This window comes from Sphingomonas sp. SphC10 (assembly GCF_057004845.1).
Genome location: NZ_CM168044.1, coordinates 245,091 through 258,602, shown reverse-complemented (window position 1 = coordinate 258,602; position 13,512 = coordinate 245,091). Strand labels below are relative to the sequence as shown.

Here is a 13,512-nt window from a genome sequence, read left to right as displayed (position 1 = left end):
GTCAGTCGGCGCGGGCGATATATTGGGTGAAGGTCAGATTGCCGGTGTCGTCGGCATTGATCGTCCCCAAACCCAATTTCGTCATGCCCGCATCGCCATAGCCATGGTCGAGCGGGCCATTCTTGAGGAGCGCGACGGCTTGGTCGCGAGTGCGCACAGGGGAAGCCGCAAGCCGCCCTTCCACGACGCACAGCCGGTCGGTACAGGTCACGCCGGTGATCGAAAGACCGTCCGCCAGCCCGGACAAGCGATGGCTTAGCGCCGCCTCCTTTGCGCTCGCCCAGGCTTCGTCGCGCGGGTGGCTGGCAAAAATCGCCTGACGCTCTGGGTCGGACAGCCGGTCGAAATCGGGGAGCGTCGCTGGGGAGGCGGGTGCTGCGGAAACCCCAGTGACGGGCGCTGCTGGAGCCGGTGCTTCCGGCGATGTTCCCGCGACGACGGTGATCGCCTGCCCGCCTGTATCCAAACGGCTATGGTGCCACAGTGCCGCCGACAGGCCGAGCAATGCGAACAGCATCAGCACGGCGATCAGCGGCCGTCGGCCGGACGAAAAGAAAATACGGGAGGACATGACAGACTCCAATTCATTCGGCGGGTGGAACCGAGGGCGCAGCGGGTGGCGGCGCGACCGGCGACAGCAATGCGCCATTGTCGGTCGCGTAGCGGAAGGTCTCCACGACCCGGCCAGTGGTCACGGTCAGCACGCCCCGCGCCAGATCGTCGTGCACGGTGATCGGCGCATCGGCCGTGCCCGGACAGCGGACATGCGCGCCATCGGCAAAGCCGCGTCGACCGAGAGGCGAGATCACGCATGGTGCCTCGCCCGCTCGGCCAATCTCCAGCCAGCCCTGTTCGGTGATACGATAGCTATAGGCCGGATGGTCGTCCGCGCCGATGGTCGTAAAAGTCTGGCCGCGATCGAAGCGCCGATCGGGCGCGCCCATTCCCTTGATGCCGACCATATTATGGGTCAGCAGCCCGTCCGCGCCGATATAATAATGGCCGATATGCGTGCCCGCACCGCCGGGCCAGCGCAGGTGCATATGCATATGCGGCGGGGCGTCGACATGGCCGTGCGGGGCATTGGTGTCGAAACCCATGATCTGGATGCGCCCGATCCCGCGCCGCTCGACCTCCTCGCCCAGCTTCAGGCGTCGCACGACCTCGCGCTGCGCGAATTCCAGCGTATTGGCGGCATCGCGCTGGAGCGCGGGAAAGGCCCCGCTGGCATAGGCCCCTGCCCGCCGCGCCGGATCGGCATGTTCGAACCGCAATACCATGCCCGGCTCGACGATATGGGTCGCGACCTCGCCCGCCGTGATCGCATCATGGTCGAGCGGCGGCAGCGCGACGATGAGGCGACTGCCTTCGCGTCGAAAACCGATTTTGCCGCTTTCCAACAGGACGCGGCGGATATTCTCCGCCGCGCCGTCGAACCCCAGTTCCAGCGTCCGGCGCCACGGCACGATGAGCGCGACGACCGTTTCAAGGCGGTTGTCCGCATTCCAATAGGCGTCGGTGACGGGCGCGCAGGCCGGGCAGGTTGCGGGGTCGAACCGCACGCCTCCGCCCCCGTCGCGCTTCACGAATTTCAGCACGACGCGCACCATGCCGTCCTCGTGCGGCGCGGCAGTGACCGGGAGGGCCGCGAGCATCATGCCCGCCGCCGTCAGGACCGCGCGCCTCACAGCCGGGGCTTCCACGAGAGACCGAGCCAGAAGGTACGACCGACCGGGAAGAAATAGTTCACATATTGCTGGCGAATGCCCTGGCGGACGGTGAATGGCTCCTTGGTCAGGTTCTGCACCTGCCCGACCAGCTCCAGATCGGGCCGCACCGCAAGGCGTGCCTGAAGGTCGAGCTGCTGGCGCGGCTGCTGATAGAGGTCACGCGTCGGCGTATCGCCGTCGGCTGACTGAAGCGCGCGGCCGATGCGGTTATAGGACGCGCGCAGCTCGACCGGGCCGGTGACGTAGAACACGGTCATGTTGGCGATATAGTCGGGCTGCTGGATCAGTCCGGACGTCGCCCGCGTCGCAGGGAGCCCCGCGGCCTGGCCCGCTATGCTGACCGGCTGGTCGAACGATCCGTCGAGCAGCGTGAGGTTTGCATTCACCCCCAGGCCTGGCACCACGGGAATCCTGTCGAGCGTATAGCTGAGTTCCAGCCCCTTCACCTTGGCCTTGGCCGAGTTCATCGGCGTGCTGATGAAGACATTCTGATAGGTGACGCCCTGGAAGGACGTGGGTGGGGCCTGCCGGGTCGAGGTGAAGATCTCGTTGCGGATGTCCTTCACGAACCCGGCGACCGAGATCATGCCCGCACTGCCCATATACCATTCATAGGACAGGTCGTAGTTCCACGCTTCGCGCGGGCGTAGATCGGGGTTGCCGGTGTTGATGGTCAGCACATTGTTCGTGCCGACACCGAAGCTCGTGCGTGCGGCATATTGGCTATAGTCGGGCCGCCCGATCGTCTTGGAGACGCCCGCGCGCAGCCGCATGCCGTCGCCCAATTCATAGGTGGCGAGCGCAGAGGGCAGCCAGAAGCCATATTTGGATCGACGGCGCACCAGCGTATAGGCGGTTGTCCCAATGGTGGTCGGCGCCTGGTTGGTGTCGACGATCAGGTTCGTCTGATCATACCGTACGCCCGCCTGCATATTGAAGCGGTCGGCGCGGAACAGCCCTTGGACATAGGCGGCGCGCACCGTTTCCAGATCGTGGAAATCGTCGGCAAAATTGTTGGCGATCTGGTTCGTCGTGATGAAGGACGACCGCAGCGTATCAAACCGCTGCCACGCGGCATCGCGGTTGATAAGCATGTAGGGGATGCCCGGCGTCTCATAGGTGGCGGGCATCTGCGGATAGATCAGCCCGGACAGGCCACCGATCCGGTTCTGGTCGGCCGCGCTCGCCGCGACATATTCGACATAGCTCTGGTTGTAGCTCAAGTCGGTGCGAGTTACGGCACCGCCGACATTCACGCCGAAGCCCAATTCGTCGGCCCCGGCATTATAGCCCAGATTGACCTTGGCATAATCGACCGTCGAATCCAGGTCGCGCTCGATATTGCGGAAATAAAGCGGACGATAGCTGTTCGGATCGGCCGCGACGGCGGGGATGTTGAAGGTCAGCCGTAGTCGTCCGTCGACGATCCGATAGCTGTAGCCGAAAGCGGGTAGATAGCCGACCGACGAACTGCCCGGCCTGGGATTGGAGTCCCATTTGATCATTTGCCGGTTCTCGCGATAGGTCGCCATCGATCGCGCCAGCGTCGCGTCGAGGACCAGGCCGCCCCCGAAATCATGATACCCCTTGGCATCGACCAGATAGGTGTCACGCTTCACGGGCTGAAAGGTCAGGCCCTGCTGGAAATCGCCCAGCGCGAACTGACCACTGCCGCGTGTGACATTGAACGGCGCTCCTGTCGGCAGGGCGAGCGTCTCGTACCGGGTCTCCGTGTCGGTATCGTGGTAATAGCCGCCGAACAGCGACATTTGGGTCGCATCATCGGGCCGCCATTCCAGCTTCAGATTGCCCGACAGGCGCGTCCGCATATTCTCGAAGAAATAATCCTGGTTGCGGATCGGCACGAGAAAGCCGGTCGACAGGTTCGGGAACGGCGTCGCCGTGCCCCCGGGCGTGTAATAGCTCCACCCCGCGCCCAGCGTGTCACCGGGCAACTCGGCCCGCGCGGTCGAGGGCAGGCGTTGATACTCGACCGAGGCGACCACGCCAAAGGTCCGGTCCGCGCCGAACAGCGTCGACGCGGTGGCGTCGGCCCGAACCGATGGCCCGCCGCTGCGCACCAGCTTGCCCGCTGTGTCGTTATAGCCGCCATTGGCATTCATGACGAAGAAGCGTTCGCCATGCTGGTCGAAGGCGCTTTTCGACAGGATGTTGATCTGTCCGCCCAGTGCGTGCGGATCATACTGCGCGGTAACACTCTTGACCGCCTCGATCCGCGAGACGAGCGAGGACGGCAGCATGTCCAACCGGGCGCCGCGAAAGATCCAGTCGGGCGAGGCGAGCGGAATACCGTCGAGGGTGACGAGATTGTAGCGCGGATCGAGGCCCCGGATCGTCGCCCGCTGGTAGATGTCACGGTTCTTCGTCGGGTCCGCGCCCCCGACCACCGAGACGCCCGCGATCCGCCGGCTCGCCTCGACGATGTTCAGATCCGGCAGACGGCCGACATCGTCCTGCCCCACCGCGTCCAGAATGACGTCGGACTTCTTCTTCACCTGAACGGCGGAACGCTGCGACGCGCGGAAGCCGGTTACGACGATGTCGCCCTGCGTCTCGGACTGCGCCGTCCCCATGACCTGCTGCGCAAGCACGCTCCCCGGCCACAATCCGATGAATGTCGTTCCCAGCAACGCCACTATCCGCCGTTCCACAAACCTTGTCATCACCGCTGCACCCCTCTGCAATTCATTCGTTACACTCTGTATGCAATTAATTTGACAGTTTTAGGATGGATGGCGACAAGACCCGAGATAGGGTTAGAAGGACGGCATGATGAAAGAGGCGCTGACCTGGCGCGCGCGCATGATCTTGGGAATGATCCGCCGCCACGGTGCCGTGTCCCGCGCGACCCTGATGCGCGACACCGGCCTGTCGGGCACGGCCGTCTTTCGCGCGACGGAGGAACTGGCGGCCGCCGGACTGGTGCAGATCGGCGATACCGTTGCGGCGGGGCGCGGTGCACCCAGCGCGACCGTCCATATCGTCCCCGATGCGGCGTTCAGCCTGGGGCTGTCGGTGATGACCGACCGCGCTGACATCATACTGGTTGACCTGGCAGGGCGGATCCGCGCGCGCCAGGAACTCACCAGGCCCGGTATGCCGCTCGACGCGATCCTGTCCGGGGCCGAGACGTTCGGCGAACAGGCGCTGGCGGACGCGGGCGCGGACCGCGACCGGCTATGTGGAATCGGCGCGGCGGTAGCGGGCTATTTCGTCGAACCCGATATACTCAACCCGGCTGATGAGATCGCGGAATGGGGTCTGGTCGATCTGCGTGAGACGCTCGGGCAAAGGCTGGGCATGGCCTGCCAGGTGGAGAACATCGCCAGTGCCGCCGCGGTCGGCGAAAGGCTGCTGGGGGCGGGAGCAGGATTCGACAGCTTCTGTTACGTCAATATCGCGGCGGGCTTTGGCGCAGGGCTGGTGCTGAATGGACAACTGTGGCGGGGCCGTCACGGCAATGCCGGGGAGATTGCGGGGCTGTTCCCGCTATCGGGCCGTGCCACGCCCAACCTGACCGACCTGCGTTTGACGCTGAGCCAGCACGGCATCGCAACCGACAGCATTGCCGATCTGGTTACGCGCTTCGACCCGGCTTGGCCTGGTGTCGCGGCGTGGCTGACAACCCATCGTGCGGATTTCTATTATTTTTTCAACGCGGTGCGCTTCATGCTGGATTGCGAGGCGATCATCATAGGCGGTCGCATCCCCCGCCCCCTCGCCCAAGCGATCGTCACCGGGGTACACTGGCCCGAAGAATCGCTGCCCGCCCGCCGAGGGCGCCGCGCCCCCGCTACCCGGCTGGTCGTGGCCGATCTGGAACCGGAATGGAGCGCGCCGCTGGGCGCCGCTTCGCTGCTATTCCAAAAAACCCTGTTCGGCTGATTCCGAACCGATACGCGGCCAGGCCGATGGCCACCCCCGCCGTCGCCAGCAGCGCCATCATCATCAACCGCGACGGCGGAGACGCGGGGTCGGCTAATGTCTGGCTGTAGGTCGTCCTCGCCAAGATTTGGCCGACGAGCAATACAGCTGCTCCTTGCGCCAGCTTCGACATACAGGTGAATGAGCCAACATAGCGTAATGCGCGGCCAGGTATGGCCCGCTGGGTCATCATGGCCCAAAGAACCAGCCATAGGCCGCTGGTCCCGGCGCCAAAGAGGATGCCTATGGTCACCCCACCAACACTTGACGCACGGATCGACTCAGAGAGGACTAGCGCTGCCAGCAGTAGAGTTGCGGCCATGCCGATCAGGGCGCGCGCCGCGCCGTGTCGGTCGATCCAGAAAACCCAAAGCGGCTGGCTGATCGGCGCACCGATCGCTGCCCATAACATCAGCTCGATCCTGTGGCTGGCGAACGCCGCGAAATAGGGCTCCAGCGTGCGGAATAACGTCAGTGCGAACATCATCGCCGCCAAAGCCAGAAGGACGACTGGCAGATCGAAGGATTCGGCGCCCTCCGGCGGAGGCCCGCCTGACGCCGACTTCGAAGGCCAGGCCGTCCGCGCCGTCCAAGCCGAACTCCACCACATGGCCCCGGCAACCATGGCGGCCCATAGCGGATAGATCATGGCGCTCCGCCCCTTGATCAGTAGCGGAACAGCAAGGGCGACCACCGCCAAGGCGGCTATGCTTGACGCGATATTCCGAGCCGCCAACCAACGGCGCTGCATGGCTGCATCCAGCGTCATCAATGGCACCAGCGCGTTTTGCGCCACATCGACCAGCGGATAGATCAGCCGAAATCCGCTAAGCGTGGTCAGCGCCCATATCACGCGGCAACCGGTCGGCATGAGAGGCGTGATCGCGAACAGTAGAAAACAAGCCGCCACTGCGGGAGCGGCCCGCGCCTGCAACCTCGCGGCCGCCGCCGCATCTGCAATTCGACCATCGAGCTTCGCCCCAAGGGCTAGGTCCGCCAGTCCGTTGAGGAACAGGGTCAGTCCCAGAACCCATCCCATCGCCCGCGGCGTCAAGCCACAGGTTTCCGTCAGGAAAAACGCGAAGAGAAGACCACTCGTATGCCACAGCTGGCTCTTGGCGAAATGGGCACAAAGGTATCTGAGCATACAGCCCATTCGCTGCGGCGATCCGATCACTGCCAGGGCTCCATACTGACATTCGATGCACATCCGCACGAAGATTTTGTGACGACAGCCCCTCCTTCTGCATGTCCATGGATATGACCCAATGCCGGTCGCTCAGCCCTGCCGGGAGACTGCCCGACACCTGTCACGCGTTCTTTTAGGCGGACCAAACGCTCCGGTGAGCTCAGCGAGCCTTCGTGAACGACCGGGACTGGGGCAATTTTGCCGTTCGCCACCGACATATTGAACGGCAGACCTGGTTTAGAGCAGACGCGCTATCTCACTGCCAACACCACTGCCGCGCAGCGGCTTCGTACAGTGAAGCAGGTTCGCTCCTTTGCCAGCATTCTTTGCCGCTGGAGCTTAGGTGGGTTATTGAGCGCAGCGAGTGTGATCGACGCTGCTTTGGGCCGCTCGCTGCGCTAGCATGTCGGTGATGGCATCCCGACGAACCCTATATGCCTCCAGGAGCCGCCATGCTCGGCGCGATGTTGCCGCGGAGCGCTGGCTGTTGCTGCTTATTGTCGTGGCAGCCGTCGCAATCGCCGCTGGCCTTCTGGATACGGTCGGCACTGCTCCGAAGACGAGGCCGCCCAGGACGATGACGATGGCGCAGGCACGCGCCTCGAACGCCAGGGTACCCATCGTTGCTGCCGCGCGGGTCCGCGCAAAGCCCTATCGCTTTCAAGGCGGCTCCGCCGAGCGCGCGCAAGCCGTCGACTGCCTGGCCACCGCAGCCCTCTATGAAGTAGGTGATGACCCGCGAGGACAACGCGCCGTCATTCAGGTCATTCTCAACCGCGCGCGTGCCCCTGGTTTTCCGCGCACCATTTGCGGCGTCGTCTACCAGGGTTTCGACCAGACCACGGGCTGCCAATTCTCGTTTACCTGCGATGGCTCGATCAAGCGGCGCACGAGACATTTCGGATGGTCTGCGGCGCGACGCGTGGCGAGAGAAGCACTTGCAGGCCATGTCTTTGCGGATGTGGGCCGCGCGACGCATTATCACGCCGACTGGATGGTGCCGTATTGGCGGGACACAATGATCAAGGTGGCGAAAGTCGACACCCACCTTTTCTATGTACGCCTCTGAGTGGTTTAATTATTTCTGCCTCGCTCCGCGCTAAAACGCATCAACACATCGGTCGAAACAATTAGTCCCTTGACGCCATGTCGTTATTGCTGCTGCAAGGCCGTCGCTGTGACATGGCCGTTTACGGTTCTCCGGAACCGCGCAGCGTTTTAACTCTCCTGCCACTCCCATCTGGATAGATAATGGCTGACGAAACCATCACCGATACCGCGCATGCGGTCGAACTCGCTACCGAACTGACCATTGCCTGGCTGGGCAATCCCAACACGCGCATCGACGCCGGGCAGGTCCCGGCGTTTCTGGGCAGCATGCACAGCGCCATTCTGAAGCTGGCCGGCGGCAGCGAGACGGCGGCAACGGATGCCGTCGACACCACCGAATACACGCCTGCCGTCTCGGTGCGGAAGTCGCTGGCGTCCAAGGACCACATCATCTCGATGATCGACGGCAAGCCCTACAAGACGCTGCGCCGTCACCTCGCCACCAACGGCCTGACGCCCGAGCAGTATCGCGAGCGCTATAATTTGAAGGCCGACTATCCGATGGTGTCCGAAACCTATTCGGAAAGCCGCCGGGCGATGGCCAAGAAGATTGGCCTCGGCCGCAAGCCGGGCACCAAGATGGCAAGCGCAGCCAAGCCGAAGGGCGTGAAGGCCGCCAAGAGCGCCGCGGCGGCGCATCTGTCGGGCGAATAATCGGTCAGGCAGGGCTGGCTTCGACCAACCAGCCCTGCCCGCTACTTTCGGTTACGCCCGAGGCCTTATCGGCCACTGCCGCCAAGGCTAGGTGGCTCTGGATAAACCTGGGTCAGTCCTCGAGCATGCGCTGACGCGGAGAAATATAAAGCGCAGCGTTATAGCCCCCCTCACCTCGTCGCGTTCGAGCGCCATCTTCATGCGCTGAGCCAGCACCCGCCAGAGCGGCGCAGGCCCGTCGAGATCTTCGAACTTCTCCCAACGGGCGTGACGCGTCTCGTTGGTCCGCGCCCAGGTCAGCAGCGTGAACAGCAGCGCCGCCCGGGTCGCCGCGCGACGCCGTGGCGTCTCATCGCCATCATAGCCGTCAATCGCTCGGATGAGCGTCGGCAGCTCGCTGCGGCCAATAAGCGCCATATGCCGGGTATGCGGTTTGGGCTTGAGCAACTGCCCAAGATGCTCGGCGGGATCACGCTCGGCCCAGCCATAGGCGATGGCAAACGGTAGACCTGGCTGATATGCTGCTTGAGGCGACGGCTGACGTCGAGCGAACCACGCGCCTTGCCCCGCCGTACCATGGCCTGCACATCGGTCGGTGTGATGACGGACAACCCAAGCTTGCCAAGCACCGGAAAGGCATCGCGCTCGAGCCGAGTCACCAGCCGAGTAGCATGCCCAGCATCAAGCGCGTCGAGGCAGTAGCCATGCCATTTGCGCACCGCTTCCTCGAAGGTCATCTGAGCCCTCAGCTTGTTGGCAGCACCGGGATCCCCCCCTCGCCCGGCACCACTTTTACCTTGGCGCGGCGCAGCCGCGCCTCGGCCAGTGAAACTGCGGGATAGGCGCCAAAGCTCAGGAGCCCTTCCTTGCCGCCATAGCGGTACTTCATCTGCCACTGCTTGAAGCGGTTGGGGCGGACGAGAAGATAGAGGCCTTCGCCATCGGTGAGTTTATAATCTTTTGCCCGCTTCGTGGCGTAGCGGACTTCGAGCTCCTTGAGGGCCATGGGGGCATCTCCTGCCGAGGCAGCGACAAGAGCCCCTGAATGAGGGCTAATTTGCAGAAAACAGGCACAAAAAAACTCAGCGGGATGCCCGGGGCGGTTGTGGTATTGGAAAATATGGCCGCGGGGGCAGGATTTGGCCGCTGCAGAATTCGCGTTCGGATTTCTGGCGTCGACTGGTTCTGCCCATGCCCTAGCAAAGCCCGGATAGCCTGCAGATTAGCAGATCGCACGCTCGCCGACGATCTTAAGGCCATAGCCCTCCAGCGCGATCAGCGTGTGATGACTGTTGGTCAGCAGCACGATGTCCTCTACACCGAGTTCGGTGAGGATCATCGCGCCGACGCCGTAATCGCGCAGTTCTTCCATGTCGGGGATCGGCGCGCCGCTGCGTGCATGGATCGCCAGCGTCAGGCCGTCGGAGCGGGGCCGGTCGATCACGACGACGACCCCTGCCCCCTCCTCCGCGATGATCTGCATCGACTTGGCGAGCAGCCCGGCGCGCGATCCGGTTTCGCCGAACATGTCGGTAAAGGGCGACAGCGAGTGCATACGCACCAGCGTCGGTTTGTCGGACTGAACCTGTCCCTTGACCAGCGCGACCTGTTCGCTGCCCGTCGCCTTGTTCCAGAAGGTCATGACCCGCCATGCGCCACCCCATTCGCTCTCGAACACCGTCTCCGCGCGTTTTGCGACAAGGTGATCGTGGCGGCGGCGATAGGCGATCAGGTCGCGGATCGTGCCGATCTTCAGGTTATGGAGCTGCGCGAAGGAGACGAGGTCGTCCATCCGCGCCATCGTCCCATCCTCGTTCATGATCTCGCAGATTACGCCCGAGGGGTTGAGCCCGGCGAGGCGGGAGACGTCGACCGCCGCCTCGGTATGGCCCGCGCGCACCAGCACACCGCCTTCGCGCGCGACCAGCGGAAAGACATGGCCCGGCGTCACGATCGACGCGGCGTCATGGTTCGCATCGATCGCCACCGCGATGGTCCGCGCGCGGTCGGCGGCCGAGATGCCGGTGGTGACGCCTTCGCGCGCTTCGATCGAGACGGTGAAGGCGGTTTCGTGGCGGGTGCCGTTGGTCTTGGTCATCGGGCCCAACCCAAGCTGCTCGACCCGCGCCCTGGTCATCGCCAGGCAGACCAGCCCGCGTCCGTGCCGCGCCATGAAGTTGATCGCGTCGGGGGTCGCCATCTGTGCCGGGATGACCAGATCGCCCTCATTCTCGCGATCCTCGTCATCGACCAGGATGAACATACGGCCGTTGCGGGCCTCGTCGATGATTTCTTGCGAGGTAGAGAGAAAGGCGTGGCGGACGGGCGCCAGTTCACATGTTTCCATGGACCTACTCCTTGACCAAAATGGGAAGCGCGGGGCGAAGCATCTCGAACTTGTCGCTTTGACGGCCATACCAACCCGCCCCGTGCAGCCGGGAAATCAGGTTCATCGCGCTGATATCGAAGTGCAGCCGCGTGGCATCGGTCACGAAGGCGTCGGCGATATGGGCATGGACGATCTCGGCCAGCACTGCGATCTGATTGGGGCCGGTTTCGATGATGTGCCGCGCCCGACATTCGAAGCCGACCGGCGCGCTGGCGATGCGGGGTGCCGCGACGGCGACGCCCGGCACCATGTCCAGGCCGACCAGCGCGCCCTCATCGACGCCCGCCGAATGGTCGATGCTGGTGTGGTTCATGCGTTCGGCATGGGCCTCGTCGACCAGATGGACGATGAATGCGCCCGTCTCACGGATATTGGCAGCGGTGTCCTTCATGCCCTTGGTGGGATGCGCGACCAAGCCCAGCACGATCATCGGCGGGTCGTTCCCGATGGCGTTGAAGAAGCTGTAGGGCGCGAGGTTGGGCACGCCCCCGGCCGACACACTGGACACCCAGGCGATCGGCCGGGGCGTGATGCAGGCCCCGATGATCTTGTACCGGCTGGCCGCATCCAGCGTCCGCATGTCGACCTGCATCGCGGCCGCTCCCCTCAGTACCGGCCGCTGAGCAGCGCACCGGCATCGGGCACCCGCCGCTCCAGCCCCAGCCGGTCGAGCATCTGGTGCGTGGTGCACACCGCCGCCGAGACGACCGGAATGCCGATCGCATCCTCCAGCCGCTGGACGATCGGCAGCGAAGGCATCTGCACACAGGCCGATGCGACGAAGGCATCGACGCCGGTGCGGTCGACGCGCTTGTAGATTTCCAGCAGCCGCTCGGGATCGTGCCGCCCGACCTCCAGATTGTCGGGGATTTCCAGCGCGGTGAAGTCGTGGACGGTGATCCCCTCATGCTCGATATAGTCGACCACCAGCTGGGTCAGCGGCTTCATATAGGGGCAGATGACCGAGATCTTCTTGGCCCCCATCCGCTTCAGCCCGTCGACCAGCGCGCCCGCGCTCGTCACGACGGGCGCGGCGGCGTGGTTTTCGACGGTACGGGCATGGAGTCGCGCTTCGGACTCGCGGTGATAGCCCTTGCCCATGCTCATGATCGCGACGAGACAGGCATAGCCCAGCACGTCAACCCGCGCGTCGGACAGCTCGGTGGCGCAGCGATCGCTGTCGCGGTCCATCGCCTCCAGCTCTTCCTTGACCACCTTCTTCATCCGCATCCGGCTGGAGTGAAAGGTGAAGCGCTCGGGCAAAATCCCCTCGCGCGCACGGAGCATGGCGGGGATTTCGGTTTCCATGGTGGTGTTGGACGACGGCACGATCTGGCCGATGCGATAGCTGCGGGCGGTCATGGTGATCCTCTCGAAATTATGGCTTTAGGGGTCAGTCCTGGGGATCGGCGTTCGGCTCGCTCACCGGCGAAACCGTTGGTCCGGTGTCGATCCGCACCGGCTGTTGCGGCGCGGCGTTCACGCGCAGGTCGAACACATCGAAGCGGTTATAATGGCCGATGATGTCGTGCATCTGCTTGGGCTGGATGCAGCGTGACAGGTCGATCTCGCCGTAGACGATGCCTTCCTCGTCGATCAGCGGTTGGCCGACCACGCGCCCATCGGGACCGAGGATGCCGGAGAAGGCGCTGTTCTTGCGCTCCAGCCGCGCGCGCGCGTCGGGGACCAACGTCTCCATCGCCGCGATGATCGCCTCTGACACGGTCGAGCAGGAGACGATGGTGAACAGCTTGCCCTCGAAACAATGCGCGGCGGCGCGCACCTTGATCGCCTCGGCCATGTCGTAATCGGCGGGTGCGACGGGCAGCGCGATATAGCTGGCGACATGGACCAGTTCGCCCTGCGCCAGCAGGCTGAACCGCGCGAGCGTGTTGGTGTTCTCGCCGCACGCCAGGCCACCCAGCGGCCCGATCGCAGTGTCATAGACCTTCAGCGTCGACCCGTCGCCATGCGCCCAGGTCAGCTTCTCCGCCCAGGTCGGCACCAGCTTGCGATGCTTGCCCAGGATCGTGCCGTCGGGGCCGATAAAGACCAGCGTGTTGTAGAGCGTGCCAAGCGACACCGGGCTGCGTTCATTGACTCCGATGACGACATGCACCCCCGCCTCGCGCGCAGCGGTGCAGATCCGGTCGATCTCCGGCCCCGGTATCAGGATCGAGGCACGGGCCAGCTTTTCGAACCACGGACCGCCCGACACCGGATCGGCGATCCAGCTCCAATAGGGATAGCCCGCGACGAACACTTCCGGAAAGGCGACCAGTTCGGCGCCGTTCGCCGCTGCCTCGCGAATCAGGCTGGCGGCCTTGTCCACCGTCGCGGCGGGATCGAGGAAAACGGGGGCGGTCTGGACCGCGGCGGCCTTGAAACGGGGCAGGTTCAGCATGGTGCTCCCTCACGGCATTCATTGCATTTGCAAGTTTTCCCTAACCCCGATTGACAGGGATTGGCAAGATATTTTACGCCTGAACTAATTC

13 protein-coding genes are annotated in these 13,512 nt (G+C 64.0%); 3 read left to right on the top strand and 10 right to left on the bottom strand.

Annotated features, from left to right (window positions below; genetic code table 11):
• Nucleotide 1: 1 nt before the first annotated feature.
• The 3 genes from ACWKSV_RS01150 to ACWKSV_RS01140 are packed head-to-tail and all read right to left on the bottom strand — an operon-like array spanning nucleotide 2 to nucleotide 4,342.
• On the bottom strand, nucleotides 2–571 hold the full coding sequence (locus ACWKSV_RS01150) for a hypothetical protein (RefSeq protein WP_076715549.1): 570 nt from the start codon (nucleotides 569–571) through the stop codon (nucleotides 2–4).
• A gap of 13 nt (nucleotides 572–584) precedes the next feature.
• Nucleotides 585–1,688: a hypothetical protein gene (locus ACWKSV_RS01145; RefSeq protein ID WP_216637083.1), complete on the bottom strand. Its 1,104-nt coding sequence runs from the start codon at nucleotides 1,686–1,688 to the stop codon at nucleotides 585–587.
• Nucleotides 1,685–4,342 (bottom strand): TonB-dependent receptor, encoded by a 2,658-nt coding sequence (locus ACWKSV_RS01140; protein ID WP_483666830.1) that lies wholly within the window; start codon nucleotides 4,340–4,342, stop codon nucleotides 1,685–1,687. The genes ACWKSV_RS01145 and ACWKSV_RS01140 overlap by 4 nt, the downstream gene beginning before the upstream one ends.
• 178 nt (nucleotides 4,343–4,520) lie before the next feature.
• On the opposite strand from ACWKSV_RS01140, the gene ACWKSV_RS01135 reads away from it, so the two are divergent.
• Nucleotides 4,521–5,636: an ROK family transcriptional regulator gene (locus ACWKSV_RS01135; protein WP_083706596.1), complete on the top strand. Its 1,116-nt coding sequence runs from the start codon at nucleotides 4,521–4,523 to the stop codon at nucleotides 5,634–5,636.
• Here the strand turns inward: ACWKSV_RS01135 and ACWKSV_RS01130 are convergent.
• Nucleotides 5,545–6,852 (bottom strand): MFS transporter, encoded by a 1,308-nt coding sequence (locus ACWKSV_RS01130; protein WP_191864825.1) that lies wholly within the window; start codon nucleotides 6,850–6,852, stop codon nucleotides 5,545–5,547. The genes ACWKSV_RS01135 and ACWKSV_RS01130 overlap by 92 nt on opposite strands.
• Nucleotides 6,853–7,366: 514 nt before the next feature.
• Here ACWKSV_RS01130 and ACWKSV_RS01125 point away from each other — a divergent pair.
• Together ACWKSV_RS01125 and ACWKSV_RS01120 are read left to right on the top strand one after the other, a co-directional pair.
• Entirely contained in the window at nucleotides 7,367–7,933 is a 567-nt protein-coding gene (locus ACWKSV_RS01125; RefSeq protein ID WP_483666829.1) for a cell wall hydrolase, read from the top strand.
• Between the two features lie 182 nt (nucleotides 7,934–8,115).
• Nucleotides 8,116–8,628, top strand: a complete 513-nt coding sequence (locus ACWKSV_RS01120; protein WP_076715542.1) for a Ros/MucR family transcriptional regulator — start codon at nucleotides 8,116–8,118, stop codon at nucleotides 8,626–8,628.
• Between the two features lie 296 nt (nucleotides 8,629–8,924).
• Here the strand turns inward: ACWKSV_RS01120 and ACWKSV_RS01115 are convergent, their stop codons facing one another.
• The 6 genes from ACWKSV_RS01115 to ACWKSV_RS01090 form a co-directional block, all read right to left on the bottom strand.
• Entirely contained in the window at nucleotides 8,925–9,365 is a 441-nt protein-coding gene (locus tag ACWKSV_RS01115) for a phage integrase central domain-containing protein (protein WP_443026380.1), read from the bottom strand.
• Nucleotides 9,366–9,373: 8 nt separating this feature from the next.
• Nucleotides 9,374–9,634, bottom strand: coding sequence for an Arm DNA-binding domain-containing protein (locus ACWKSV_RS01110; RefSeq protein ID WP_076715540.1), 261 nt, complete (start codon nucleotides 9,632–9,634; stop codon nucleotides 9,374–9,376).
• A 216-nt stretch (nucleotides 9,635–9,850) separates the two neighbouring features.
• Entirely contained in the window at nucleotides 9,851–10,975 is a 1,125-nt protein-coding gene (ribB, locus tag ACWKSV_RS01105) for a 3,4-dihydroxy-2-butanone-4-phosphate synthase (RefSeq protein WP_076715539.1), read from the bottom strand.
• 4 nt (nucleotides 10,976–10,979) lie between these two features.
• A complete protein-coding gene (locus ACWKSV_RS01100) occupies nucleotides 10,980–11,609 on the bottom strand; it encodes a flavin reductase family protein (protein ID WP_076715537.1) in 630 nt (209 codons plus the stop codon).
• A gap of 14 nt (nucleotides 11,610–11,623) precedes the next feature.
• Entirely contained in the window at nucleotides 11,624–12,379 is a 756-nt protein-coding gene (locus ACWKSV_RS01095) for a maleate cis-trans isomerase family protein (protein ID WP_076715536.1), read from the bottom strand.
• 31 nt (nucleotides 12,380–12,410) lie between these two features.
• On the bottom strand, nucleotides 12,411–13,421 hold the full coding sequence (locus ACWKSV_RS01090; protein ID WP_076715534.1) for a carbon-nitrogen hydrolase family protein: 1,011 nt from the start codon (nucleotides 13,419–13,421) through the stop codon (nucleotides 12,411–12,413).
• Between the last annotated feature and the right edge of the window lie 91 nt (nucleotides 13,422–13,512).

Bases quoted from the DNA above. Each gene is read 5' to 3' on its own strand.
- ACWKSV_RS01150 (WP_076715549.1), bottom strand. From the start codon at position 571: ATGTCCTCCCGTATTTTCTTTTCGTCCGGCCGACGGCCGCTGATCGCC.
- ACWKSV_RS01135 (WP_083706596.1), top strand. From the start codon at position 4,521: ATGATGAAAGAGGCGCTGACCTGGCGCGCGCGCATGATCTTGGGAATG.
- ACWKSV_RS01120 (WP_076715542.1), top strand. From the start codon at position 8,116: ATGGCTGACGAAACCATCACCGATACCGCGCATGCGGTCGAACTCGCT.
- ACWKSV_RS01115 (WP_443026380.1), bottom strand. From the start codon at position 9,365: ATGACCTTCGAGGAAGCGGTGCGCAAATGGCATGGCTACTGCCTCGAC.
- ACWKSV_RS01110 (WP_076715540.1), bottom strand. From the start codon at position 9,634: ATGGCCCTCAAGGAGCTCGAAGTCCGCTACGCCACGAAGCGGGCAAAA.
- ribB (WP_076715539.1), bottom strand. From the start codon at position 10,975: ATGGAAACATGTGAACTGGCGCCCGTCCGCCACGCCTTTCTCTCTACC.
- ACWKSV_RS01100 (WP_076715537.1), bottom strand. From the start codon at position 11,609: ATGCAGGTCGACATGCGGACGCTGGATGCGGCCAGCCGGTACAAGATC.
- ACWKSV_RS01095 (WP_076715536.1), bottom strand. From the start codon at position 12,379: ATGACCGCCCGCAGCTATCGCATCGGCCAGATCGTGCCGTCGTCCAAC.
- ACWKSV_RS01090 (WP_076715534.1), bottom strand. From the start codon at position 13,421: ATGCTGAACCTGCCCCGTTTCAAGGCCGCCGCGGTCCAGACCGCCCCC.